The sequence below is a fragment of the Microvirga sp. VF16 genome, assembly GCF_016864375.1.
Classification (GTDB): Bacteria; Pseudomonadota; Alphaproteobacteria; order Rhizobiales; family Beijerinckiaceae; genus Microvirga.
Window position 1 is genome coordinate 662,570 of sequence record NZ_CP069356.1, and the last position, 23,288, is coordinate 685,857.

The 23,288-nt window shown below is 58.5% G+C and carries 15 protein-coding genes, 1 tRNA gene and 6 pseudogenes; 10 read left to right on the plus strand and 12 right to left on the minus strand.

Annotated elements, in window-relative coordinates; genetic code table 11:
• The first annotated feature begins 652 nt into the window (after positions 1 to 652).
• The gene (dinB, locus tag JO965_RS35480; protein WP_203446629.1) at positions 653 to 1,795 is read left to right on the plus strand and encodes a DNA polymerase IV; all 1,143 of its coding nucleotides are present in this window, start codon (positions 653 to 655) and stop codon (positions 1,793 to 1,795) included.
• Positions 1,796 to 2,021: 226 nt separating this feature from the next.
• On the opposite strand, the gene JO965_RS35485 is transcribed toward dinB, so the two are convergent.
• Both JO965_RS35485 and JO965_RS35490 read right to left on the minus strand, forming a co-directional pair.
• Positions 2,022 to 3,719, minus strand: a complete 1,698-nt coding sequence (locus JO965_RS35485) for an amidohydrolase (protein WP_203446630.1) — start codon at positions 3,717 to 3,719, stop codon at positions 2,022 to 2,024.
• Positions 3,720 to 3,761: 42 nt separating this feature from the next.
• A complete protein-coding gene (locus JO965_RS35490; protein ID WP_203446631.1) occupies positions 3,762 to 4,205 on the minus strand; it encodes a hypothetical protein in 444 nt (147 codons plus the stop codon).
• Between the two features lie 625 nt (positions 4,206 to 4,830).
• Here JO965_RS35490 and JO965_RS35495 point away from each other — a divergent pair.
• Together JO965_RS35495 and JO965_RS48465 are read left to right on the plus strand one after the other, a co-directional pair.
• On the plus strand, positions 4,831 to 5,451 hold the full coding sequence (locus tag JO965_RS35495) for a DUF938 domain-containing protein (protein ID WP_203446632.1): 621 nt from the start codon (positions 4,831 to 4,833) through the stop codon (positions 5,449 to 5,451).
• 121 nt (positions 5,452 to 5,572) lie between these two features.
• Positions 5,573 to 6,044, plus strand: a pseudogene (locus JO965_RS48465) (AAC(3)-I family aminoglycoside N-acetyltransferase).
• A gap of 493 nt (positions 6,045 to 6,537) precedes the next feature.
• Here the strand turns inward: JO965_RS48465 and JO965_RS35505 are convergent.
• The 3 genes from JO965_RS35505 to JO965_RS35515 all read right to left on the minus strand — a co-directional run bounded on the left by JO965_RS35505 (position 6,538) and on the right by JO965_RS35515 (position 8,178).
• On the minus strand, positions 6,538 to 6,810 hold the full coding sequence (locus JO965_RS35505) for a DUF2312 domain-containing protein (protein ID WP_203446633.1): 273 nt from the start codon (positions 6,808 to 6,810) through the stop codon (positions 6,538 to 6,540).
• 309 nt (positions 6,811 to 7,119) lie between these two features.
• Complete coding sequence (locus tag JO965_RS35510) at positions 7,120 to 7,785, minus strand: hemolysin III family protein (protein WP_203446634.1); 666 nt, start codon at positions 7,783 to 7,785, stop codon at positions 7,120 to 7,122.
• Between the two features lie 165 nt (positions 7,786 to 7,950).
• A complete protein-coding gene (locus tag JO965_RS35515) occupies positions 7,951 to 8,178 on the minus strand; it encodes a hypothetical protein (RefSeq protein ID WP_203446635.1) in 228 nt (75 codons plus the stop codon).
• Between the two features lie 243 nt (positions 8,179 to 8,421).
• Here JO965_RS35515 and JO965_RS35520 point away from each other — a divergent pair, with 243 nt between their 5' ends.
• A complete protein-coding gene (locus JO965_RS35520; protein ID WP_203446636.1) occupies positions 8,422 to 8,802 on the plus strand; it encodes a hypothetical protein in 381 nt (126 codons plus the stop codon).
• 55 nt (positions 8,803 to 8,857) lie between these two features.
• Here JO965_RS35520 and JO965_RS35525 read toward each other — a convergent pair whose 3' ends face one another.
• The 5 genes from JO965_RS35525 to JO965_RS35545 all read right to left on the minus strand — a co-directional run bounded on the left by JO965_RS35525 (position 8,858) and on the right by JO965_RS35545 (position 16,662).
• Positions 8,858 to 9,367, minus strand: coding sequence for a MucR family transcriptional regulator (locus tag JO965_RS35525; RefSeq protein ID WP_203446637.1), 510 nt, complete (start codon positions 9,365 to 9,367; stop codon positions 8,858 to 8,860).
• 1,748 nt (positions 9,368 to 11,115) lie between these two features.
• Positions 11,116 to 11,529, minus strand: coding sequence for a hypothetical protein (locus JO965_RS35530; RefSeq protein ID WP_203446638.1), 414 nt, complete (start codon positions 11,527 to 11,529; stop codon positions 11,116 to 11,118).
• Positions 11,530 to 11,967: 438 nt separating this feature from the next.
• On the minus strand, positions 11,968 to 14,448 hold the full coding sequence (locus JO965_RS35535) for a phage/plasmid primase, P4 family (RefSeq protein ID WP_203446639.1): 2,481 nt from the start codon (positions 14,446 to 14,448) through the stop codon (positions 11,968 to 11,970).
• Positions 14,449 to 14,584: 136 nt separating this feature from the next.
• Positions 14,585 to 14,905, minus strand: a complete 321-nt coding sequence (locus JO965_RS49735; protein ID WP_371826994.1) for a helix-turn-helix transcriptional regulator — start codon at positions 14,903 to 14,905, stop codon at positions 14,585 to 14,587.
• 476 nt (positions 14,906 to 15,381) lie between these two features.
• Positions 15,382 to 16,662 (minus strand): site-specific integrase, encoded by a 1,281-nt coding sequence (locus tag JO965_RS35545; RefSeq protein ID WP_203446641.1) that lies wholly within the window; start codon positions 16,660 to 16,662, stop codon positions 15,382 to 15,384.
• A gap of 121 nt (positions 16,663 to 16,783) precedes the next feature.
• On the opposite strand from JO965_RS35545, the gene JO965_RS35550 reads away from it, so the two are divergent.
• Positions 16,784 to 16,874: transfer RNA gene (locus JO965_RS35550), tRNA-Lys, on the plus strand.
• A 351-nt stretch (positions 16,875 to 17,225) separates the two neighbouring features.
• Positions 17,226 to 18,488 carry an MFS transporter gene (locus JO965_RS35555; protein ID WP_203446642.1) on the plus strand — a complete coding sequence of 421 codons (1,263 nt, stop codon included), beginning with the start codon at positions 17,226 to 17,228 and terminating at the stop codon, positions 18,486 to 18,488.
• A gap of 430 nt (positions 18,489 to 18,918) precedes the next feature.
• Here the strand turns inward: JO965_RS35555 and JO965_RS35560 are convergent.
• Positions 18,919 to 19,428 (minus strand): annotated as a pseudogene (locus tag JO965_RS35560) (IS630 family transposase); the annotation flags it as partial.
• 70 nt (positions 19,429 to 19,498) lie between these two features.
• Here JO965_RS35560 and JO965_RS35565 point away from each other — a divergent pair.
• Positions 19,499 to 20,008 (plus strand): annotated as a pseudogene (locus JO965_RS35565) (IS6 family transposase); the annotation flags it as partial.
• 264 nt (positions 20,009 to 20,272) lie between these two features.
• Here the strand turns inward: JO965_RS35565 and JO965_RS35570 are convergent.
• A pseudogene (locus JO965_RS35570) lies at positions 20,273 to 21,505 on the minus strand (IS110 family transposase).
• 248 nt (positions 21,506 to 21,753) lie between these two features.
• On the opposite strand from JO965_RS35570, the pseudogene JO965_RS35575 reads away from it, so the two are divergent.
• From JO965_RS35575 to JO965_RS35585, 3 genes and pseudogenes are all read left to right on the plus strand, one after another.
• Positions 21,754 to 21,948: pseudogene (locus JO965_RS35575) on the plus strand (DDE-type integrase/transposase/recombinase); the annotation flags it as partial.
• Between the two features lie 472 nt (positions 21,949 to 22,420).
• Complete coding sequence (locus JO965_RS35580; RefSeq protein WP_203446643.1) at positions 22,421 to 22,945, plus strand: hypothetical protein; 525 nt, start codon at positions 22,421 to 22,423, stop codon at positions 22,943 to 22,945.
• A gap of 112 nt (positions 22,946 to 23,057) precedes the next feature.
• A pseudogene (locus JO965_RS35585) lies at positions 23,058 to 23,222 on the plus strand (transposase); the annotation flags it as partial.
• Positions 23,223 to 23,288 lie beyond the last annotated feature (66 nt).

Below are 23,288 nucleotides of genomic sequence, written 5' to 3' on the forward strand. Positions count from 1 at the left end.
GTCGATTTTTCTTGGTCGGTGTCTCTGGGCAACGCCATCGACGCCGACGGCCTTTCCCATGCAATCGCCAGTATGGAGTTGCATGTCGCTTGGCGGGCTGCAGCATCTCAGGTGCTTGCAGGAACCTGAGCGCCTCCCAGGTTCGATCAGTTGTCTATCCGCCGCTGCCGCCGGAGTTCCCCGGCCAAGCATTTGGCGTTCCTCCGCCTGGGCTGGCTCGACGAGGGACCGAACCCGGGGGCGCCTCGGATAAGGGGCGAGCCTCCAATGCATCTTCGGGTGCTTCGATGAATCGCTCTCGGCCCTGAAGACGAGTTCTGTCAGGTATAAGACCTTGGGTCTGAGCTGCTCAATTAGATCCAGAAAGTCTGACGCTTCAAGCGCGATCCGCGCGTCCCCTTTGCCTGTCGCCGGCTGAACCGAAATGCCTCAGACCCCTACTTACTCGGCAGCTTCCCTGACGGCTTGAGTGATCTGGGGCAGTGAGGGTGAACTGTCGGCCATCGGTCCTCTGGGTTTGGTTGAGCAGCGCAGCCTACGAACGTTGCTGTGAATTGCCACTCCAGGGACAGGGTGGGCGTTCGCTCTTTGTGCTGATTTTGGTTAGAATAGTACAGCCTTGAAGCGTGGCATTGGGAGGCCGGAGCAGCCGATGTTGAGCGAAGATTTCAACATCTCCGAGGATACCGGAAAGGTCCCGGCTGAAACGCGGTCATCGTCTGACGAGCCGCAGCGCCGGATCGTGCACGTGGATCTCGATGCCTTCTATGCATCGGTGGAGCAGCGGGACAATCCGGAGCTGCGGGGCAAGCCGGTCGCCGTCGGCGGCTCCCGCGAACGAGGTGTCGTGGCGGCCGCGAGCTACGAGGCCCGGCGCTTTGACGTGCATTCGGCCATGCCGTCCGTCACGGCCCGCCGCAAATGCCCGGAGCTGATCTTCGTGAAGCCGCGGTTTGATGTCTATCGCGAGGTCTCGCGCCAGATCCGCGAGATCTTTTACGAGTACACCCCGCTGGTGGAGCCGCTGTCGCTGGATGAGGCCTATCTTGATGTGACCGAGAACCGGAAGGATATCCCATACGCCACTCAGGTCGCTCGGGAGATCCGGGCCAGGATCTGGGAGGAGACCCAGCTCACAGCGTCGGCCGGGATCAGCTTCAACAAGTTCCTGGCCAAGATGGCGTCGGATCAGAACAAGCCGAACGGCCAGTTTGTGATTACGCCCGAAATGGGACCAGCGTTCGTCGAGAGCCTTGCGGTCGGCAAGTTCCATGGCATCGGTCCGGCTACAGCCCGCAAGATGAACGAGTTCGGCATCGTCACCGGCCTGGATCTGAAAGCTCAGTCGCTCGACTTCCTGCAGGAACGCTTCGGCAAGGCCGGAACCCATTACTACTGGATTGCCCGAGCTGTTGACCATCGCCTGGTCCAGCCCGACCGTATTCGCAAATCTATTGGAGCCGAGAACACCTTCGAGAAGGATCTCGTTGTCTTCGAGGAGATGAAGGCTGCGCTCCAGCCGATCGTGGATAAAGTCTGGCGGCACTGCGAGCAGACGGGTGTGCGAGGCCGGACGGTGACGCTCAAGGTGAAGTTTTCGGATTTCCAGCAGATCACTCGCAGTCGTACGCTGCCCGGTTATGTTGAAAGCCGGTTGAGGCTCGACCAAGCCAGTGTCGATCTCCTGTTGTTGCTGTTCCCTCTGAACAAATCCGTCCGCCTGTTAGGAGTATCCCTGTCAGGTCTGAACACGGATGACGAGTCGGAAAGTCCCCAGCTATCCTTGGAGCTGTAAGCGGCCTCTCGAGAGCCGCGCTGAAAACCGAGCTCACAGCGGCGGTCTCCTCCCGATTATGTTCAAGTCGGAACCCAAACTCAGCCAGACCGCGAGAGCACCTTCAGCCCTTAGAGTATCGGACCCAAAAGTGGACTTGCACTTTCGGGACAAATTCCGATGCTCCCTCTCTCAAGTAGCGCATCGCTAAGAGCGGACAATCAAGTCCAGTTCTCCGCATGATGCGCTAGATCCCGGACCGATAGACGATGTCTCCGCCCACCATAGTCATCAATGCTTTGGTTTCGCGGATCGCCTGTGGCGGCACGGAAAGGATGTCTTGGGATAGCACTGCCAGATCGGCGAGCTTCCCATTCTCAATGGAGCCCCGATCCTTCTCCACACCCATGACAATAGCATTGTTAATGGTGTAGAGCTGAAGTGCTTCGCGCGGAGTGATCGCCTGTTCCGGCCCAAGCTGATAGCCGTTGAGCGTACCGCGCGTTGTCATCCACCACATAGATAGGAATGGATCCACAGGAACGACTGGACCATCCGTTCCACCGCCGACATGCATACCTGCGTCAAGCATGGCCCGGATGGGGATGGCATAGCCTGCGCGTTTGTCGCCCCACCACCGCCGTTGGTTGTGCCCAAGGAGCACCGCGTGATCCTGTGCGGTTGCCATGATGCCGAGCTCATTCATCTTCTTGAGCGCGCCTTCAGTCGGGAGGAACACATGCATGATCGTCCAGCGCAGGTCCTTGATCGGCGTGTCAGCGTTGACCCGCTCATAGGAGCGCACGATGACGTCGATCGTCTCGTCACCCACGGCATGCGTCTGAACCTGGACTTTGGCCGCAGCGGCGAGCTTCAGTCCCTCGACGTATTCATCCTCTCCTCCTGGCGGCAGAAGGAGGACGCCACGATAGTTGGGATCCGGCTGTTCACTCGGCACAATCTGATAGGGCTCATAAAGGCGTGCGCCCTCAACGCCGCCATCGAGCGGGTACTTGATTCCAGCAAACCGAAGCATGTCGTCGGAGCGAAGTGAGGCCTGTGCCAAACCCTTCTGCACCTGCTCCTTGGTGAGGGCACGATAGAGCAGATCCGTGCGGATCGTCATCGCGCCAGCGTCACGCAGTTGCGCATAGATCTGGATGGTACGTTCATCAATCCCGGGCTCGACGACAGAGACGAGACCATAGCTGTTGAGCTCTCGCATGGCCTCCCTGAGCAGGCGTGCATGCTCGGTGGGCGAGGGCGGCGGCGGAAGAGCACGGCGAGCGAAGTACGCGGCTGTTTCGAGTAGGACGCCAGTGGCCTCACCTGTGGCCGGATCCCGGACGATCACTCCGCCCTTTGGATCAGGGGTGTCTTTTTTGATCCCAGCAAGCTCAAGGGCCTTGCTGTTGACGGTGACAACATGTCCGCCGCGTGGAATGAACACTGGATTGTTGGCCGACACCTCGTCGAGTTCATACCGGGTCGGAAGGCGTCCTTCCTTGAGTAGGCTCTCATGCCAACCGGATGAGGCGATCACCCACTGGCCCGGTGGCGTCTGGGTAACGCGCTCGCCGATCAACTTCTTCACGTCGTCAACCGAGCGAGCATCCAACAGCTTTACGGCGGGCCGGTTCAAGGCCGCCATCGACATGTGGAGATGCGTATCAATCAAGCCCGGCACGACAGTGCGTCCGTCGAGATCGATGATCTGGGCATTGGGACCGGCCTCCTTGAGTACGGTTGCATTGTCGCCAACGGCAACAAAGCGATCACCGCGGACGGCGACGGCTTCGGAGGTGGCGAAGTTCTTGTCGACCGTGACGATCTTGCCATTGTGAAGGATGAGATCGGCGGGCTGTGCCCAGGCCGATTCAGTGAGCAGGGAGCCGGCAAGCAGAAAGCTGGCGGTCAACAGGTGACGCGCACGAGTGCTGATCATGATGGAAGTTCCTGGTCTCACGAGTGGGAGAACTGTGCAGGCTCAGACGGTGCGCGTCTTGGCGTCTAACAGGACTACTGTGGCGGCTGGCCCAGTCACCGCGAGTTGCCCCTCGACGAGGACAGGTTCGAAGATCGGCAGAGCGCCTTCAGTAGAAGCAGAACGGATTGTGATCGTCGCACCCGGATCATGGATCGCGCCACAGAGCTGGCAGGCACCTGGCGAAGCCTCAGACAGGGCGAACTCACGTCCATCGAGGCTTGGTGCCAGATAGCCCCGGATTCTGACCGTCTGTCCTGTCATGGATCGTGCGAGGTCGGAAGCCTGCCCATCCGGTCCAACAAGGTTGGGTAGCGGCAGTTCGTCCTTTGCATGGGCGCTGGCGAGAGGGGCGAGAGCGATGAGACCGACGATTCCGGCCAGCACGGAGCGGCGATCGAGTTGAGGCCTAACCTCGTGGCAGCAGATCTTGGCGAAGCGAGACATGGTGAGACCTCCTGATCCCTTGCTTGCCTTTATGCTGTTCTCCATGCGCCGCATTCCACCCGAAGCGGGCTTCAGCGTTGCTTGCAGATGAGCATTTTGAACTGCCCCCACCGAGCACTTATTGTTGTCGGAATATTTCAAGTTTAAAGGAAATAATTGTCAAGCCGTGCTTCGAACTCTGATCTGCTGACCGAGGGATCGGCTATCCAGCACCGCTGTCGGGGGCGGCGTGTTCCTTTTGATAAAAATGAGTCCCGTCACAGATCAAGATCTCGGCAAGCCCATCGATCTCTCGCAAGACACGGTTGATCTGACGGCATTCCGGACCATCAATCGGGATCTCAGCCAAGGAGCGGGAGAGGAGATGACGGGTTGGGCGTAGGAACTCCAGAAGCCTGTTGGCAACTTCCGGGTTCATGATGCGATGAGACCTTCTCAAATGACCGCGTTGCATAGGAATCAGCCCTCAATGTTCCTTGTTTGTTCTAGTTTGGTGCGTGGGAATGACAAGGAGGTCTCTGGGGTTTCCACCGGCTTTTGCTTCGCAGTGTTCTTGGGGTCTCCAACACCTTTTTTCGCTTCACTGCTCAGGCATGTTCCTCTGACCTGCGCTATATTTTGGCGCATGACGAAGCCCTCCGACTCTGCAGAAGCACTGACCTCACCTTCGGTCGCCCGCAATCGCGATCCCATCCTGAGTGTGCTTCGCCGGGTACTCCCGCAAACCGGGCAGGTTCTGGAGATTGCCAGTGGCACCGGTGAGCACGCCGTTCACTTTGCGGCAGCCCTCCCTCATCTGACCTGGCAGCCCACCGACCGCGATGAGCAAGCCCTCAAGAGCATCGCCGCTCATCAGGCGGCCTCAGGCCTGCCTAATCTGCTCGCGCCGCTCGTCCTCGATGCCGCAACCCCGGAATGGCCTGTGGAGCGGGTTGCTGCGATCGTTGCCATCAATATGGTCCACATCTCCCCCTGGCAGGCGACCCAGGGGATAATGGCCGGAGCAGGGCAGGTACTTGCCCCTGGAGGGGTGCTTTATCTGTACGGGGCCTACAAGGAGAACGGCGCTCACACAGCTCCAAGCAATGAAGCTTTTGACCTGGACCTCAGGCGGCGCAATCCGGAATGGGGTGTGCGTGACTTGGAAGCAGTGGCAGACCTGGCCAGAGCGCACGGACTGGACCTCGTCGAACGCGCTCAGATGCCCGCCAACAATCTCAGCCTCGTCTTCCGCCGGTCGAAATGATTGGAGGACGTGCATATCAATGAGGCTGCAAAGACGGGGTGAGTCACCTCCAACTGATTTCATCGCCACCAAAGCGGGTTTCCCGACAGCGCAGCAGTCCTAGATGCAGAGAATGGCCCCCATGTCCTTCACCCTCCGCCGTCTCATGCCCGCTAATATCGGGCTTCTTCGCAAGCTAAACGCCTTATTCGGTGACGCATTTGCCGACCCGCAGACCTACGGGCCGAACCGCCAAGTGACGCTTACCTCGAGGGCCTGCTCGCGAAGGAACAGTCGTGGCGCTCGTGGCAATGGAGGGCGAGGAGGTTCTCGGCGGGCTCGTCGGCTACGAACTCGACAAGTTCGAGAGGGCACGTCGCGAGCTATACATCTATGACTTGGCCGTCAGCGCCGAACTTCGACGGCAGGGTGTCGCGACAGCCCTGATCAAGCACTTACGCGAGATTGCCGCTCGGCGTGGCGTTTGGGTCATCGATGTGCAAGCCGATTATGGCGACGATCCAGCCACTGCGCTCTACGAGACGCTTGGGACTCGCGAGGACGTGCTGCACTTCGACATCAGGGTTGAGCCGTTGCAGCCTCAGCCGAAATAGTGCTTCACGGAACTGAGCGCTCACTCCGGCAATCTCCGCGAGCAATGCCGATCTGAAAGGAAATGTGTCTCGCAGCACATCGAGGCCGAGCGTCTCGCTGTAGTCTTGGGATCGTTGGTATCAAGCACCGCGATGTCCTTGGCCGCAACGAGGACGCACCAGGCGAGGGGGTTACGATGGCCTCAGGCAATTCATCAAGGTCAGGATCGGGCCGGCTGACAGCATCAGAGTGGGCCGCCATCATCAGCTCGCTTGCCTTCGTCACGTTCTGGCTCGGAATGTCATTCACGTGACGCCCGCTCCCGCACAGAGGCTGTGCGGCGCGTCACCGCGGGCGCCAACACTCGTGTGACCTTCATTGACGCTCCATCTCTCAAACCGCTGACGGCGAGTAATCTCAAGCGATGTGCGACAGATGCATCGTTTCGCGTGGAGGTGAACAGAAAGGCCGCCGGATGAGGCAGCCTTGCCATCACTGAATGGGGCGAGCGGATCAGGCCGCCTCGGCGGCAGGGGTTGGGTCGGCTTCAGCCATGGCCCGCATGTAGACGTCGAGCAGGCTGTCGTGCTCGTCGCGCTCGTCCTGATCCTGCTTGCGCAGCTTGATGATCTCCTTGAGGATCTTGACGTCGAAGCCCTCGCCCTTCGCCTCGGAGAAGACTTCCTTCTTGGCCTCGGTCAGGTCCTTGATCTCGTTCTCGATCTGCTCGATGCGCTCGACAAACGAGCGGATCCGATTGCCCGGAATTCCAACGACGTCACTCATGGTGTCTCCTTTGCTGGATATGGACGGGTACTATCCGGCAGGTCCGTAAGCGCTGTGTTAATAGGGTGGGCACAAGTCACAGCTTCAGGCAGCATCGCGCCAGAGTGTCTGCACCCACCCGTGATGAGAAGGGGAGCCTCACCCGTCCATGGCTGGCTGCAAAGTGCCGGAGCCCGAGGACAGTCCATGGGCGATGCGGCTTATCGGACGCGTGTGATCCTGCTTCGATGGTTGCCCTATAGTTACATAACGAAACAAAGGCCGGTGTTGCTGAGCTTCCCCCAAACTGAACGAGAGGAAGGGTGCCCATCATACGCTCTGCGTCATGACCGAGGAGAACACAGCGCCGTAGTGGCACGCCGTCGCCACAAGCACAAAGGCGTGCCAGATTGCGTTGTGAAAGCGTAGGCTGTCCCACACGTGGAAAATCACGCCGGTGGTGTAGAGCAAAGCGCCGGCGCCGAGTAACCACAGGGTCGCGCTCGGGAATACGAGAATGTGATCCCACAAGACAACCCCGCTCCAGCCGATCACGAGGTAGAGGCCGATCGACAGCCGATCAAACCGCCCGGGCAGCGCGAGCTTGAGAATGATCCCGATCAGGGAAGCCGCCCAGACACCAACCATGACAACTTGCGGAATGAGGGCACTGCCCATGCGCGTCAGGAATGGCGTGTAGGTGCCGGCAATCAAGACATAGATTGCCGCATGATCGAAGCGGCGTAGCCACCACTTTACAGGCGAGATCGGCCACATGTTGTAGGCTGCCGAGATCACCAGCACCGCTATCATCGCGACGCCATAGATCAGGGCAGGGATCAGGTCTGAAGGCGATGGGTCGGGCAGCATCGCGGCGACGAGCATCCCAACGGCAACAAGCCCTAGGACGATGCCAAGCCCATGGATAACACCATCGGCCCAACGTTCAGCACGATCATACTCGAAACGCCGGGTAGTTGGTCTTTGCAATCCCATTCTCCTTGGCTACGACGAAGCGCGTGTGCCAGTCGGGCAAGACAATACGGCGGCCGGGTATCGTCGCAGAGACCTCCGGGCGCAGATTCACCCCGAACGCCCACCCGCGAGCAGCCCCCGGCCTTGGAGACAATTGCGGCCGCTGCGACCTTTTCGTCCGCGACCTCAATCATCATTGGCGGGTTCAACTGCTCGATAGGCTGAAATGTAAGGATCCGGCAGCCGCTCCAGCCGGGCTGCGTAGGCCTCATCGTCCTCACCGGCCTCTTGGGGGTACCTTCCGATTTTGAGCAGGTACTTCAGCGCAACCGCGTCGGAGCACCCGTACTGGCGCGCGAACTCCTGCACGAGAGACATCGTCTGCTCGTCGATCCGCTGATAGGTCTCGATCATGGCCCGCTGCTCCCGCGCATGGCCTGCTGCCACAAGCAAGTATGGCGGCTCATGACGTGGGTGGGAAGCTTACCCCCACCTTAGAGATGTGCGCCTTGGAGGCTTTGCCGGCAACCTCTGTTAGTCGCTTATTAACCATCTGAGCGGGAAGATAGACGGAGCCGAAAGGTAGGCGGGGAGAGCGCGGATGGACCGCCTCCCCGCCGTTTGATTTCGACCCCAGCCTTCCCGAAGGAGCCAAGTGTGAACGCGATGCTCAAAGAGCGCATTGGGGAACGGGTTGGCGCGCTCAAAATCTCGTGGCGCCGGGCCTCCCTCGAAGCAGGCCTTGAAGCGGGGTTCATTCAAGACATCATTACAGGTCGCTCGCAGCTTCCAGGAGAGGATGCCCTCACGAGCCTTGCGGCCGTCCTCCAGTGCAGCCCGGCCTATCTTGTAGGCGAAAGCGATGACCTTGCCGGAGCAGCAGTTGCTGTCGGTGCCGCAATCTCAGCGTCAGACACTGTCCAGCGGCCTGATGCGGTCATGGCACTCAGAATTGTCGACGAACTGCTGGCCGGAGGACACATTGAGGCAGCCCGTGTCGCTGTCAGGCGCGCCCTTAAAGCAATTGCTGTCGAATAGGGAGCTCCGCGACGAGAGAAGGGGCTCGGTACTCCGCACCCAGTCCCACAATAGCTTACTCGCTTGCCTTCTTCTTTGCTGGAGCACGGCGCTTGGGCTTAGAGGCCGCAGCGGGGACCCTGACGGTCTCCTCCGACGCTGCAACTGCTTTCGCGGCGGTCTTCCTCCGCTGCTGGCCGAGGCCGCTGCTCTTGGCGAGCTCAGAGCGCTTCGCAGCATAGTTCGGTGCAACCATCGGATAATCAGCCGGGAGGTCCCATTTTGCGCGATACGCGTCTGCCGTCAGCCCGAGCTTGCCGAGGTGACGCTTGAGTGTCTTGTACTTCTTGCCATCTTCAAGGCTGATCAGAAAGTCAGGGGTGACAGACCTGCGGATCGAAACGGCCGGCGCTGGCTTCTCAGGCTCCGTCTGCCTGGGAGCTACTAAGCCTTGGAGAGCAGCATGCACGGCTGCAATCACGGCAGGGAGATCCGCCCGATGGACAGCATTGTTGGCCACATACGACGAGACGATATCCGCGGTGATGCTGGTTAAATCGGGAGCAGGGTGATTGGATGGGTCCATGGTGTTTTACTACGTGCCAGATATCAAGAGGAGTGCGGCCGGTGTAGTCACGATCTGGATCGGTCCGCAACCAGAAACGTCCCCGTCCGGAGCGTAGGCGCCTTCGAACGAGGGCGTGTGCCAAGCTCCGAGCGCCATGCGCGGTCTGAGTAGCAGTGCTTCCTCCAGAGTCAACCGGAGCCAAGAAGAGCGCTCGAGCCGAGACGGGGCCGAAAACTCTCCGCCAGCGCGCTGTGGCTCCCGTAGGGCAAAACAATAGAGCCACGTTCGATAAGCTACGCTGTTACGGCAGATCCTCAATGGAGAAAGCGGCGTGAGCCTTTATTCCTGACGTGAGCACTCTCGGCATTGGGAGTAGCTCAGACATAGAAGTGTCCCAGCTGAGGAGATCGGGAAAGCCCTCAGCCAGGGCGTGCGCGGTTTAAGGGAACTGAAACCGCACTGCTAAACTTGGCCGTTCAACCGTGGTTTTTTCGTGGATACATCCATCTCCAATTCTCTCGGCCCTCCACAGATCTTCGCGACACCGTATTTGCAATAGCTCAGGCTCACCACTTCAAAGTCGCCGACGTGCTAGGGGGGCTGTGTTTGGGCTGGGCAGCAGTCGAGCAGAGACATGTAGCTTCTGCCGGATCTCTACGATTGGAGTGTTGGTGACATTCGCCGGTGCGGCTCTGATCTCTAGTCGAAAAGATTGGTGACAATCCTGCTTACTGCCTCTCAAAACGACGAACAAAGAACGTCCCATCTTGGGACTGGCTAAATGAACCGTTCAATCATACGAACCGACCAAACGCACGTGGCAATGAGACAGCATGGGACATCCTGGCGGAACATGACACGCCCTGGCACACTATGAGACAGATTGAGATAACATGGGACAAGCGGCATCGGGTCGGACGATTAGAGCGGTGAACAGTGAGACCACATGAGACGGATTGAGACAGTTTGGAACTGGGGCGGACAGCATGTGACAAACTGAGACAGTATGGGACAACGGGCAGCTGGTAGGCAGATCAAAAGCGCAAAGGATTAGCCCTGAGACAGCATAGGACAGCATGAGACGCCATGGCACGGATACGGACAGCATGGGACAAGGTGAGACGGCATGGGACTTGGGGCAATCGGTCGTCACCTCGGCCGGGTGAAATTGAGACAACATGGGACAGGATGAGACGCAGTGAGACCGCATGAGAGCACATGGGACGCTATGAGACGGCATGGGACAGGATCAGAGGTAGACCGCTCCGGGTCCTTCCTATGTCAGCCGCATACCGAGGGGGGCGCGGAGCGCCGGCTATGAGAGTTTTCAACTTTTTTTCTGAAATGCTCTTGGGGAAACTCCTGACAACTTCTGACGCAATTGTCAGGAGTTTGTCAGAAGTTTATCTCGTTGAAATATATAGGGAATCTAAGAGAGGGGGATAAACTTCTGACAATATGACACTTACACCCTCTCGCGAAGATTCAACCTCGTGGGGACCTACTCATCCGGCCTCGCACAGTGTCAGGAGTTTATTTTGTCAGAAGTTTCGGAAAATGGCTCGCAAACCCTTATGGCGTAAGGCTTTAAACTTCTGACAAACTACCCATTTTCGGGGAAACTCCTGTCAGAAGTTTCGCACGATCGATCTGTCTATACGTCCCGGCGCATATCGGAAATTTATACGGTTTAGCGTGTGAGGACTCGAGAGATTTGTCCCATGTCGTCTCAAAGAAAAACCCCGCCGAAGCGGGGCTCTAACGTGTCAGGTGTGCCAGATCCCCGCGTATCGGGTTTGTAGGATGTTGCGTCCTGTAGCGTCGGACTCATACCCAGTGAGTACCCGTCGGTACTTAAGAATGAGCTTCACTGTCGGGAGATAGTCCTCGAACAACCTCGTCCGCTCTTCATCTCTGAGTGCCCATTGGGCCAGTTCTTCTTCGGTGATGTTGGCGCGCTTGCAAGACCGAATAATGTCCTCCGCGTAGTCCGCCCATCTGAATGGATCTACGGGTATGAAGCCACGCGGCCAAAGCTCATTGAGAATCTCAATGCGCATCCGGTTGCCGTCTACGTAGTTCTTCTCAAATACCTTTAACAGATCGTCGAGAGTGAGGCGGGCTCGCTCCTGTTCTTCGGTCTCAATCTCACCGGCATCTTCATTGCAAAGGCTAATCATCACAGTCTCCTTAAGGTTGCTGCTCGCATATTAAACAGAGGGCATAGGCGGTCGATTTGGACGCGTGTCTACATGGGTTTCAGATATTTCTCGTGGGCATCGATATTCTTACGCACAGAGCCGAGGCTTACCTCTTCTGGCCTATTAACGTCGCCGGAATACGAATGCCCGGTCCACTTCAGCATCTCAAAGACAAAGGGGATGCAGGTGACCTGACTACGTGCTTTGCCGAAGACATTATCGAACTTGCTAGATGCGAACTCCTTCGGTCGGAAGGCTGTCGTCTGGTGTTACTCTGAATAAAGGGGGACGCCGGGGACGCTTTATTCAAGATTCTCCCACTCTTCTCACAAAGCGATTTTCCCGTGTAGAGAACAGGAGATTCGGCACAAATGCGTCCCCTGCGTCCCCCGACGACGACCCTCGGCATGATCAAACTCAAAGGAATGTGCCCTCATCAGTGAACTTTCGGCGCAATAGGAACCCGAAGAATGCACGACCCTGTTTGCGGCTCGGGTCGGGCCTGAACCCTCTCGCCCGAAGCATTCGGGAAAAGGCCATCTTGGATCCGTAGGTGACACCTTGATTTGCACAAAACTGGCGGTATGCCTCGAAGGCGTCCGCAACTGTTGTGCGCGCCGCTTCATCGGCCTCACAACATTCCTCGAACCATAATCCAATCAGGTCGGTTTCTTCTTGGTACTCTGCGGTCGTAGCTTTGATAGTGGCAGGGATCTTGAGCCCGTCGCGCTGCCAGTGCAATGCCCCTTCGATGGCCCAGTTCAGCACACCTGGAAGCTCTTCTGCAATGATCTGGCGGTCGAGGTCAGAGATGATCTCATGCGCCTCCAACTGGCGCGGAAACAGGATTGGCACAATTCGACGCCAGAAGCCGTGCCCGGCGTCCGTGACCCCAGGCAAATAGTTGCCGCGCACCCAAAGCGTGTGAGTTGGCATGAAGTCAAATGCTTCCTTTTGAAGGAGGCGTGCCGAGATCTTCTCGCGGGAGTTAATCTCCTTCATTCGCTGGTCGTCCCACATGTCTCCCTGAGCAACCTCATTGACGAGCGCGAGACGCTTCCCCGGAAGCCGAGCCTTAAGACGCTCCGCCTCGTTTTCGTGCTTGTTCTTCGTGACAAGCGGCGACCCAAGTGTGACCGCATAGGCGCCGAACAGTTCGGCAAATATATTGGCACAAACGCTCTTGCCGTTCGCGCCCTTGCCATAAAGAAAGAACCATCTCTCCTCATCAACCCGCCCTGTGAGCGTGTACCCTATTGCCCGCTGCAAGAAGCTTCTCATTGCGGCGTCAGGCTGTACGGTCTTCAGGAACTTACGCCATTTCGGGCAGTCGGCATCCCGATCGAAGATGGCACCAGCCTGTTTTGAAATGCGCTGACCCGGGTGGGGCTCCAGAAACTGCCCTGTTCGTAGGTCCACAACTCCATTGCGGACGCCCAAGAGCATCGGGTCTTGATCGAATTCACTTATACTTGCCCACATTCCGGGTACGCTCATAGCCGCCCCAATGATGTTACGGACCTTGGACAGCGACTCGTAGAAGCGCTCGGCCTTGCGCGTGAGGGCCTTGTTCAGATCGGAGGGCTCAGCACGGTACCGCTCCTGCGCGGCTACGAGCTCCTCTTCCGCCACGATTTTGGCGAACCTGTTGATCTCAGGTACAGATACCGGGTCCCAACGAACCCCGGTCCAACCAAACCAGTGTTGCAACTCGGGAATGTAGATCAACTTTCCCAGGTAACGTTCTGCGAAGCGATCGCCAAACCAGGTCTCGCCATAAGCGCCGAGTTCGATCCCTGCATTCCCCGATGGTGGTTGCCACCCGTTCTGGCGGGCAAGCTTTTGTATATAGCGGGCAGTTGTTTGCCGTCTCCCTGCTCGGTTGCGGAACGAGACCCACGCATGATCTGTATGGGCGGGATTATAGCCAGACCATTTCTTCGACCACTCGTGCGCCAGCGCTCGTCCTTCCTCAGAGCCGTTGGTCTCATGGTGGATGGCTGCAAGAACACCGAGCCACCATGATCGATCTTTGTGCTCCGGCGCGCTGCCGTCATTGGGGATCGCCATGACTGCACTTCGGAGGACCTCCAGTGGCAATCCGAGCGGCCGCTGGCTCTCAGCCAAAGCAAGAAAGTCGAGGTCATCATCGATGCCATCGATCAGTCCAGAGGGAGGTGTAGACCGGTTGTCCTCTCCCTTGCCCGGGATGGGCGGCAGGCGATCCCACTCGATTTCGCCTTCAGCGTCGCGGTAGGGACCGAGTAACTCATCTGGGTCGAGGAGCTTGCCGCAGATGTGGCCAGCATAGAATTCACCATCACCACATACGGAAGGCCAGAACATCGCCCGCTCCGGCTCAGCAGACGCTGGATCAAGTCCGTGCATCGCTGGGCCCATCTTTTGGGCTAAGATAGCCATGAGCGCCCTGTACTCACGTCGATTCACGGGTCGGGCAAGTAGGATCACTACGCGCACGCGGATATCGGTACTGCAATGCGAGCGGGTGGTGCTCCAAACTGCCTCATAGTCTCCACCGGGTAAGGCACCGACAGTGTAAAGCAGGTCGAAAGTCCTTTGCCTCATGCCGTCAAAATCGAGCGACAGCACATAGCATTCTGTTACGCTCTCGGCGCTTCGGATGCCCTCTGCGCAGGGGCCGGAAACAAAAAATCCATGTCGACCTTTTGACTTGGTTTTCTTTTCCTTAGAGAGCGCCCGGTAGTGAGAGTAGCTTTGCGTGTCACGACGCTTTGTCAGGAGCTTATGACGAAATGCACCCCACGTCTCCCTCGTGTTCTGTGCACGGCCCAAGTTGCTATCGCCGATCGCGAAACGAAGGCGCAGATGATCATACTCGCCGCGTTCTTTCGCGGCGAGGTCTTTACTTTCTGTCATGTGAATCTCGTAGATTTTAAGTTTGAATGTATCGTCGTGGGCGAGCAGTGGATTCCAGAGGGACACAAGACTCCATTCCCCGGATGCACTGCGCCCGTCGCTAAGATTGAGGGTTTGGTGAGGAGGAGAGGGGCTCCTAGAGCTCCGCACTCTCCATTTGCGCAATGTACGCTTCGATGGCCTCAGGCCTATAGCGGATCGGAGCGCGTGTCCCGCGCCCCAGACGCAGCCAGTTCGGTCCCTGCTTCTGGCTTCGCCACCAAATCAGCGTCGCGGGAGCGACGCCGAGCAGCTCTGCCACATTTTCTGTGGTGAGAAGGCGGAGGCTTTCTCTCCGCAGCATGACTGGAGCTTCGGACGATGCTTCTGGGTTTTTCTTAGTTGATGATGCCGCCACCTGATCTGTTTGGTACGAACGGATCCTGGAAGACGCAGTTAGACGATTAGAGATTTTCATTTTCAGACAAACAATTTTTGTGACGCTTTCAGCCAAGCGCCCTACAGGCGTTCTCTCTGGCTTCGAATTTGCGTATATAAATCGAGCAATGCAAGCAATAATCGTCTTACCGCTCGATATTTATTCGAACATAAAAGTATTGTCAACCTGGGATTGGCATTGAACTTTGTATCATCTGAGCATATACATAGTATTTATGCGTCAACCCCAGGTTTACATTGACCTAAATAACAAGTTTAGACAAATTATAATCAGATAAATCCGCCATTTGCTGAAAGTTTGTCAACCGCCGTGTGAAGCCACTTTCACTGAGATCCCGCGGACAAGCGCCAGCGTGCAGCTAAGGAAAGCTGTGGCTATTCTTCACGAGCTGGTCGAAGTGCCATAGTCAACTGCCCGGCCAACGCACCACAACAGGCTTGCATTTGGCAATGCAGGTCGACAGTCATGCGCTGCATAACCTCGCCGGCTGCGACCTATAACACAGCTTCGGCGACTTGGTCGGAGCCAATGCTAGCTATTTCGATTCGGCCTGAATCCAGACCAGCGGCATGGGTGAGGAGACGATTCCAGCCGTCAAATGCCGCGCGCCGCTCCTTGAGCAGGGGAGCGCGATTGTAAACGCCCACAATACCGCCGAACGTACCCGAGATGTGATTGATCGCCCGCTCGATCACCGGAATGTCGACCCCCAGCTGATCATGCGCCTGCGTGACGAAGCTGCGGCGCAGATCATGGAGGGTCCAGTGGGGCAGGGGACTGGCTTTAGGATCTACGGCACGCCGCAGCTCCAGCACCTTGGCATCAAGCCGGCGCTTGGCCTTCGAGAGGGCACCAAACACCGTCCCGTGCAGGGTTGAGAAGACGAGGTCCCGTCCGTGCTGCCGCGAGGTGAGAATGGCCAACGCGGTCGGGGAGAGTGGCACATCATGCGGGCGCCGATTTTTGGTCCGCTCTGCTGGTATGCGCCAAAGCCTCTCCTCGACGTCAATCTCGCTGTGTGGCATCTCGAACACCTCGGACCGGCGCTGGCCTGTGAGCATGAGAAACCGCACGGCGGCACCATAGGTATCATCAAGGGCCAGGGCTCCTCGGTAGATCAACCCGAGCTCCTCCATCGACAGGACTCGCTCGCGGCGCACATCTCGACCTGCTGGAGCGGTATCCCGGACCGGGTTCTCGTCACAGAGTCCAACGGACCTGGCCCAGGAGAACATCTTGCGGATGACCGCCCGGGCGAGATTGGCTTGCCGGATGCCGCGCTCAGCGATGGCGTGAAGAGCGTCCGCGATGTCGGCTCGGGAAACTTCATCGAAGGGTTTGTTGGCCAGCGGCGCAAACAGGCGGGTCAGGATGCGCCGGTACTCGGCGGCCGTCCTCGGTCTCAGTCGGGTGTCCACATACTTGGTCAGGAACTCGTCACGCACATCGGCGAAGCGCCGTTTGCGCACGCGATCCAGCTCGCTCTGCCGCTTCTCAGCGGAGGGATCGCCGCCACGGGCGACCTGCCCGGCGAGATCACGTGCCACCCGCCGGGCATCCTCCAGCCCGAGCTTACGCACATCACCGATGGTGACCATTCGGGCCGGAGCATTTCGACTGGCTCCCGCGCGATAGCGGTAGACGTAGCGCCGCTGCCCGGAGGGATAGACCCGGACCCCGAAGCCCGGTGTGGCCTCATCCCACACGGCATATTCTTTGGCTTGGATCGGCAAAGATCCGACCCGACTGGCAGTGAACTTGATACGCTCTGGCACGACATGCCCCCGGTTTCCGTGCGCACCCCGTGCGCACGCTGCTTTGATTTGGCTGCAGCTTATTCGGGTTTGTTTGACATATTCAATGCCAGAAAACCGAGTCTGCACAACTACTTAGCTCGAGATTCGTTGTGCCGCAAGGATTCGCGCGGACTCGCTCTTTCTAACTTTTAATCAGAGGGTCCTGGGTTCGAGTCCCAGCGCGCTCACCACCTCAAACCCTTAACCGGAAAGGGTTCTATCCCATTCTTGTGTCTGCAGCCGCGCGCCTTATTTTCTTTCGGGTAACACTACGGGTAACAGCAGACAAAACTCGAGCAATCTGCACCAGCTCCGCCTCACTTGCGCTGGACAGCGCAATTTCTGCAATCGCGCAATGAACTGACCTTTACACGGTCACGCTTAATCGCAGTTCTTGGACCCGAAGGCTCCCTTAGAACGTGGACATACTCGCCCGGTTGACAGAGAAATCTCAGGGGCATCTACTGAGCGCATGGGGATCGCGATCTCCCCACGAGGCGGCATGCCCAAGCATCACGTCCTGTTTTCGAAGGGGACGCAGTATGCCATCAGCCAGCACCACCGTCGAAGCCGAACCCCGACCCGGAGCGGGTGCCCGGACCCGCTTGGGCAAGGCCCAGCCGCCGGACATCCAGAGGGTTCTCTGGGCGCGGTCCCTGCGGGCGTTTGGCGACGGCTACGTCGCGATCCTGCTGCCGTTCCATCTCGCAAGTCTTGGCTACGATGCCTTCGGTGTCGGGATCATCTCGACCGCGTCATTGCTGGGGTCCGCCCTGTTGACGCTCGCGCTCGGGCTCGCCGCCTTCCGGATCCGGAGGCGTCCGGCCCTGCTGGCCGCAGCCCTTCTCATGCTTGCAACCGGGCTGGGGTTCGCAGGAATCGAAGCTTTCTGGCCGCTGCTCGTGATTGCGTTCGTCGGCACGCTCAATCCGTCGGGTGGCGATGTCAGCGTTTTCCTTCCCCTTGAGCACACCGTCCTCTCGCACATTGTCGCCGACGAGGAGCGGACGGCTGCCTTCGCCCGCTACAGCTTCGTCGGCGCCTTCTTCGGCGCCCTCGGGGCACTCTCGGTCGGGGTGGTCGACTGGCTTGCAGCAATCGTCGCGCCGGGAACGACATCGGCGGTTCTTTTCAGTCTCTACGGCCTGCTTGGGCTGCTCACGTTCCTGCTCTATCGCGATCTCTCGCCGCAGGCAGAAGCCGGCACCGACAACCCGCCGGCGCCACTGAGTCCCTCGCGCGGGATCGTTTACCGCTTGGCGGCCCTGTTCTCGGTTGATGCCTTCGGCGGCGGGCTCGTCATCAACGCATTGCTCACGATCTGGCTCAGTGAGCGGTTCGGCATCGGTGTCGCCACCATCGGGGCAATCCTCTTTGTGACCAGCCTGTGCTCCGCCGTGTCGTATTTCGCGGCGGTGCCCTTGGCTCGCCGGTTCGGGCTGGTGAACACCATGGTGTTCACGCATCTCCCGTCGAACCTGTTCCTGATCCTGACCGCCTTCGCGCCGACGATCTGGATTGCGTTCGGGCTGCTGATCCTCCGGAGTCTGCTCTCCCAAATGGATGTCCCGGCCCGGTCCTCCTATGTCATGGCGGTGGTGCGCCCCGAGGAGAGGCCCGCGGCCGCGAGCGTCACGGCCGTGCCTCGCAGCCTCGCATCGGCCGTTGCGCCACTCTTGTCCGGTTGGCTGCTGACGGTGTCACCGTTCGGCTGGCCGCTCGTTCTTGCTGGCACCCTGAAGGCGGCTTACGACCTGACCCTGCTGCGGCAGTTCTCGGCCGTCAAGCCGCCAGAGGAACGCTGATGGGAAGCCGCCGATGGTCGACCGACCGCGAAATCCGGATCCTGTGCTGACAGGCCCACCATCGATCTCTACCCATCAGCTACTCCGCCTCTCGTGGCCAAACGCGGGAATAGCTTATAGGCGCACACGTGCAGTATGGCGCACAGGCACTCGGTAAGAAGCCACCTTGGGCTGTCCCGAAAGCTTACGCGAAGTGGAGTTGGCAGTCTGTCCTTCCACCTCGGTCGATTAAAAAGCTATCCCGGCAGTGACGGCAATTAGCACACCCACGGCTGTCAGCGCGGCGGCTGCACCCAGTGGTACGGCAACAGACTTCAGGTCCTCAAACATCTCAAAGCATTCCAGTCGTGCAATCGGGTTGCTTAACAATAAGTAAATGTTGAAGGCTCAGCGTGGCCATACAATGGCATAGCTCTAGAGCATCGGACTGTTAAACAGACGCATATCCGGTAGCCCCGAGGAAGTTCCAACACTCATGTGGCTCGAACAGGTTGCAGATGGTGCCGAGGGCGCGCCAGAGCGCGTCGAACGTTCGGGCCTCGGCGTTGCGCAGGTGGGCTTTGATCTTGGCGAAGGCCTGCTCAATCGGGTTGAGATCGGGCGAATAGGCGGGCAAAAACAGGAACCAGGCTCCGCGTTGCTTCAGGCATTCGGCCGCCCTTACACTTTTATGGACCGCGAGGTTGTCGAGGATCACCACGTCGCCTTTGCGCAGCGTCGGCGCGAGCTGTGTCTCAATGTAAGCCTCAAACGCCAACCGGGTGATCGGACCATCGATCACCCACGGGGCGCTCAACTCATTGCACCGTAGCCCGGCCAGAAAGGTATGGGTTTTCCAGTGTCCAAAGGGAGCTCTCATGCGCAGGCGCCGGCCCTTGCGGGAGCGGCCGCGCAGGCGGGTCATCTTCGTGTTGACGTACGTCTCATCGAGAAAGATCAAGGGATCCGTCGCAAACTTTTTGTTTCAGAGTTTCAGCTAATTCGTCCTGGGCTCAGCGATGGAGGGCGGCGTGTTCAAGGGCAGGCATTTTGATCGTTCGGTAATCCTGCTCTGCGTTCGGTGGTATTTGGCTTACAACCTCAGCCTCCGGAACTTGGAGGAGATGATGAGCGAGCGTGGCATCTCCGTCGACCACGCGACCGTGCACAGGTGGGTTGTGCGGTACTCGCCTGAACTGCTTAAGCGATTCAATTTTCGCAAACGAGCCGTCAGCAGGAAATGGCACGTGGATGAGACTTACATCAGGGTCCGAGGCCAATGGAAATATCTCTACTGCGCCATCGACAGCAATGGCGACACGGTCGAGTTCTGGCTCAGCGAACGGCGCAATCTCACGGCCGCCAGGCGCTTCCTGCGCAAAGCACTCGAGCGGCATGGCCGTCCTGAGAGGGTCGTGATCGATGGCAGCCAAACCAACCGGGAAGCCATCCTGTCCTGCGATACGACAGACCGCCTCCAACATCGGTCGAGGCGCAAACTGAAGCCGATCCGGATTCGACAAAACGCCTACTTGACGGATGTATTTGACAAGCGCTTTTTCGAGAGCAGAGAGATCTTTTGTCTTTTGCCACGGTCCTGGGATCGTCTGCGGTCAACCGCTCGGCGTGGGAGTGCAGTGTGTTGGGGCCTGACGATGGGCGCCTGGAACTGCCTGAATGGCAAGAGCGCAGACGCCTCGACCCTATCGGGAGTGGATTGGCCGGGCTGGTTCTGCTATAGTTGACGGGTTCGGGTGACCCCGGAGCGAAGAGCAGGGCGCGAGGTTGCAACCCTGCCGCGCAGCTTAGGATCGTCGCACCTCATTGGCGGCACCCGAGCACCCTTTCGGTGATCGCGGTTTCCAGGTGGCCACAAACCGCCAGTAGGCTTCCTCTGCCTGGCCGGATCATCTCTCGTTCTGCTTCCCGCACCGCCTTGTGGCTGTAGGCCGCGGCTGCCCCTTTCTGCTTTCCGCCACGCCGAGACGGATATCCTGCTGCCAGTTCCAGGTAGCGCAATTTCCACTGCAGCAGCGCCGGCCTGCTCCAGGTGTAGTCCTCCTCTTTGCTCAGCATATGCCAGACGATCACCGCCAGCTTGCGTGCCGTCGCCACGGCCGCCACCGACTTGCCGCGCTTGTTCCTGATGCGAACAAAGAAGGCTCGCAGTGGCCCGGGGACGCCGGAGATCACCCAGGCGGCTTCGACCAACATCGAACGGGCGTGAGCCCGACCCTGTTTGCTGATGCGGCCATGATAGGCGGGCCTGTCACCAGACTGCCGGACTTGAGGATTGAGCCCGAAGTAGCTCACCAGCTTTTGCGGCGAGGAGAAGCGTTTGATGTCGCCGATCGCAGCCAGGACGCTCATCGCGACAGTTGCATTGCCCCCCGTGATCGTCATCAACCGCCTGACCTGCGGATCATCAAGCGCCTTCTGGGCGAGGCTCTTATCCAAGTCAGCAAGTTCGGCGCCGAGGCGATCCAGCTCACCGGCATGGCGCACGATCACCCGGCGCTGATCCTCGGCGAGCGGGAGGGCCTCCAGCCAGGCCCTCCCGCGTTTTGAGAACAAGCTCCCTTGATAAGGCGGGATCAGGTGAGCATGCAGAACCGCGTGGATCCGGTTCTTGAGCCGGGTCATCTGCGAGACCAACTGGGTGGCTCTGCCGTGATACGGCGGCGCGTCTCGGTCTCCTCGTCCGGCATCCAGACCTCGGGTAAAAACCCGCTCGCATGGAGCTTGGCCAGCACGCGGGCATCGATCTTATCGGTCTTGACTTTGGCCCAGGCGATCGCCCGCACCAGGTTGGGATTGGCAATCACCACGCGCGCCACGAAGGGCGACAGCAGGCGCACGATGGCGCTGGTGTTGCCGGTCGCCTCCAGGACGACCTCGTCGTCCGGCTTCAGGGATTTGGCAAAGTGCAGCAAACGGCTGCGTTCGAGATCGACCTTGCCAGCATCCCGGATAACCCCCTTCTCCAGGATTGCCATCTGAGCGAAGGAACGATGGACATCGAGAGCAATGATCCTCATCTCCGGCTCCTGTTGGGTTGCATAACCTCGGGAGCCGGTGGGCCACACGACAACTACGGATCCGCGCTCGCGGCGCACCCGGGCCAGTCGAAGGGGCGGCCAGATAACAACACGAGCCCTCAGCTCATCAGATACGACGGCCTGCCCACCTTCCGTGCTCCCGACACCCCTATCCCGGTGCGCCGAGGATACCTGATCCGTCAGCCTTCAGAAACCTGAATGGGGTGCCGCGCCTATTCATGCCCGATAACAATCTCATCGAGCAGGATCATCGCGTGATCAAGCGACAGGTTCGACCGATGCTCGGGTTCAAGTCGATGGCATCTGCCCACGCGATCTTGGGCGGCATCGAGATGGTTCACATGATGCGGAAAGGACAGGCGAAGTATGCCTGCCGTTCGCAGTTATCCCTCGCCGAGCAGTTCGAGCTCCTGGCCGCGTAGCGCCTGCGTGCGGGACAGGTGCCTTTCTGTCCTTGACAAAAATTCGCGACAGAACCACTTGAATGACGGCACGCTCCGTCCCCTCTATGGCACTCTTGATGCGGTAGAGGGGAGCAGGATGGCCGCAGAGATAAGCTTCAATTTCAGATTTTGGCTAATACCCAATAGTCATGATCTTGGTGCTTTGAACTTAGCGCCCCGGCTGACGAGCCTTCGTATTAGCGATAGAGTGCGTAAGTTTTTAAAAGGTAACTGAACATAAGGGTTACCTAATCGACATTTCCATCACGTTGTTCTGCACAAAGACCCGCTTAGGTATTCAGCTATGGCTAAGAACCACAGTGAGACGAGCCAGATTGGCCGAGGCTTGGTAAGTGGAAGCCTAGTACGCGAAGGTTGGCAAAGCAGAGCCTTAGTAGGAAGAGACTTGGGCGGCGGAAGTCCGGTAAACAGAGGCCGACGCGGCGGAGGTTTGGCTGAAACCCTTGACGTTTTAGCTACAGGCAATGTCGGAGAGGACCTCTTGCAGCTTAAGCCCTGCATCGATCGTCTCGCCAAGGCTGATCCCAAAGACCTTCAAGAGGTAGCAGCCTCTCAGCTTCAGCTCATGACGGGCAGCTACAAAATTGTTCTATCTCAATCGCGCCGATGTTTCTTCTGGGCGCTAGTCACAGCAGGAATCGGCCTCTTCTTTTTCGTAATTGCCGCGGTATATAGTATTGCAACCGGCAATGTTGGTACTGCCGTCGTGCTCGTTCTCTCCGGAGTCGTAATTGAGGGGATAGCGGGTCTATTATTCCGTTTGTCTGGACACGTCGCAGCCGAGTCGCATGACTTTCACGCTAAGATCGAAACAATACACCGGCACCTATTAGCCCACAGCATCTGCGAAAGCCTTAGCGGTGATGTTAAGGAGCAAATCCGCGCCGATTTGGCTCGCAAGATTGCGAACATAAATAACACTTCATTTTTCGGCACTTCATCAAATCAGTCTTAAGAGGCTGATGAGCAATTTTATTGCTCGCTCCAAGTGATTGATTCACCATAGGTTTGGTGCTGGCCGCTGCTGCGGCGGACATGGGCTGCTTCACGATTGGGGAGCCTGTGCCATGGACGTCTGTTCCTACGCCAGCGATCTCAACGATGCCGAATGGGCGCTGCTCGCGCCCCTTGTCCCCCGCAGCCATCCGGCCGGATGGCGGCAGACCTATCCCTTACGGCGCATCGTCGATGCGATCTTCTATCTGCTGCGCACCGGCGCACAATGGCGTAAGCGGTGTTCTGAACCCACCTTACGTCCGTGTCTCTGAGCGGCGAGACTAACGATCTCTGATTTGGGA

Coding starts and splice junctions, on each gene's coding strand:
- JO965_RS49735 (WP_371826994.1), bottom strand. CDS start 14,905: ATGAAAATCTCTAATCGTCTAACTGCGTCTTCCAGGATCCGTTCGTAC.
- JO965_RS35555 (WP_203446642.1), top strand. CDS start 17,226: ATGCCATCAGCCAGCACCACCGTCGAAGCCGAACCCCGACCCGGAGCG.
- JO965_RS35485 (WP_203446630.1), bottom strand. CDS start 3,719: ATGATCAGCACTCGTGCGCGTCACCTGTTGACCGCCAGCTTTCTGCTT.
- dinB (WP_203446629.1), top strand. CDS start 653: ATGTTGAGCGAAGATTTCAACATCTCCGAGGATACCGGAAAGGTCCCG.
- JO965_RS35490 (WP_203446631.1), bottom strand. CDS start 4,205: ATGTCTCGCTTCGCCAAGATCTGCTGCCACGAGGTTAGGCCTCAACTC.
- JO965_RS35530 (WP_203446638.1), bottom strand. CDS start 11,529: ATGATTAGCCTTTGCAATGAAGATGCCGGTGAGATTGAGACCGAAGAA.
- JO965_RS35515 (WP_203446635.1), bottom strand. CDS start 8,178: ATGATCGAGACCTATCAGCGGATCGACGAGCAGACGATGTCTCTCGTG.
- JO965_RS35510 (WP_203446634.1), bottom strand. CDS start 7,785: ATGGGATTGCAAAGACCAACTACCCGGCGTTTCGAGTATGATCGTGCT.
- JO965_RS35525 (WP_203446637.1), bottom strand. CDS start 9,367: ATGGACCCATCCAATCACCCTGCTCCCGATTTAACCAGCATCACCGCG.
- JO965_RS35535 (WP_203446639.1), bottom strand. CDS start 14,448: ATGACAGAAAGTAAAGACCTCGCCGCGAAAGAACGCGGCGAGTATGAT.
- JO965_RS35495 (WP_203446632.1), top strand. CDS start 4,831: ATGACGAAGCCCTCCGACTCTGCAGAAGCACTGACCTCACCTTCGGTC.
- JO965_RS35505 (WP_203446633.1), bottom strand. CDS start 6,810: ATGAGTGACGTCGTTGGAATTCCGGGCAATCGGATCCGCTCGTTTGTC.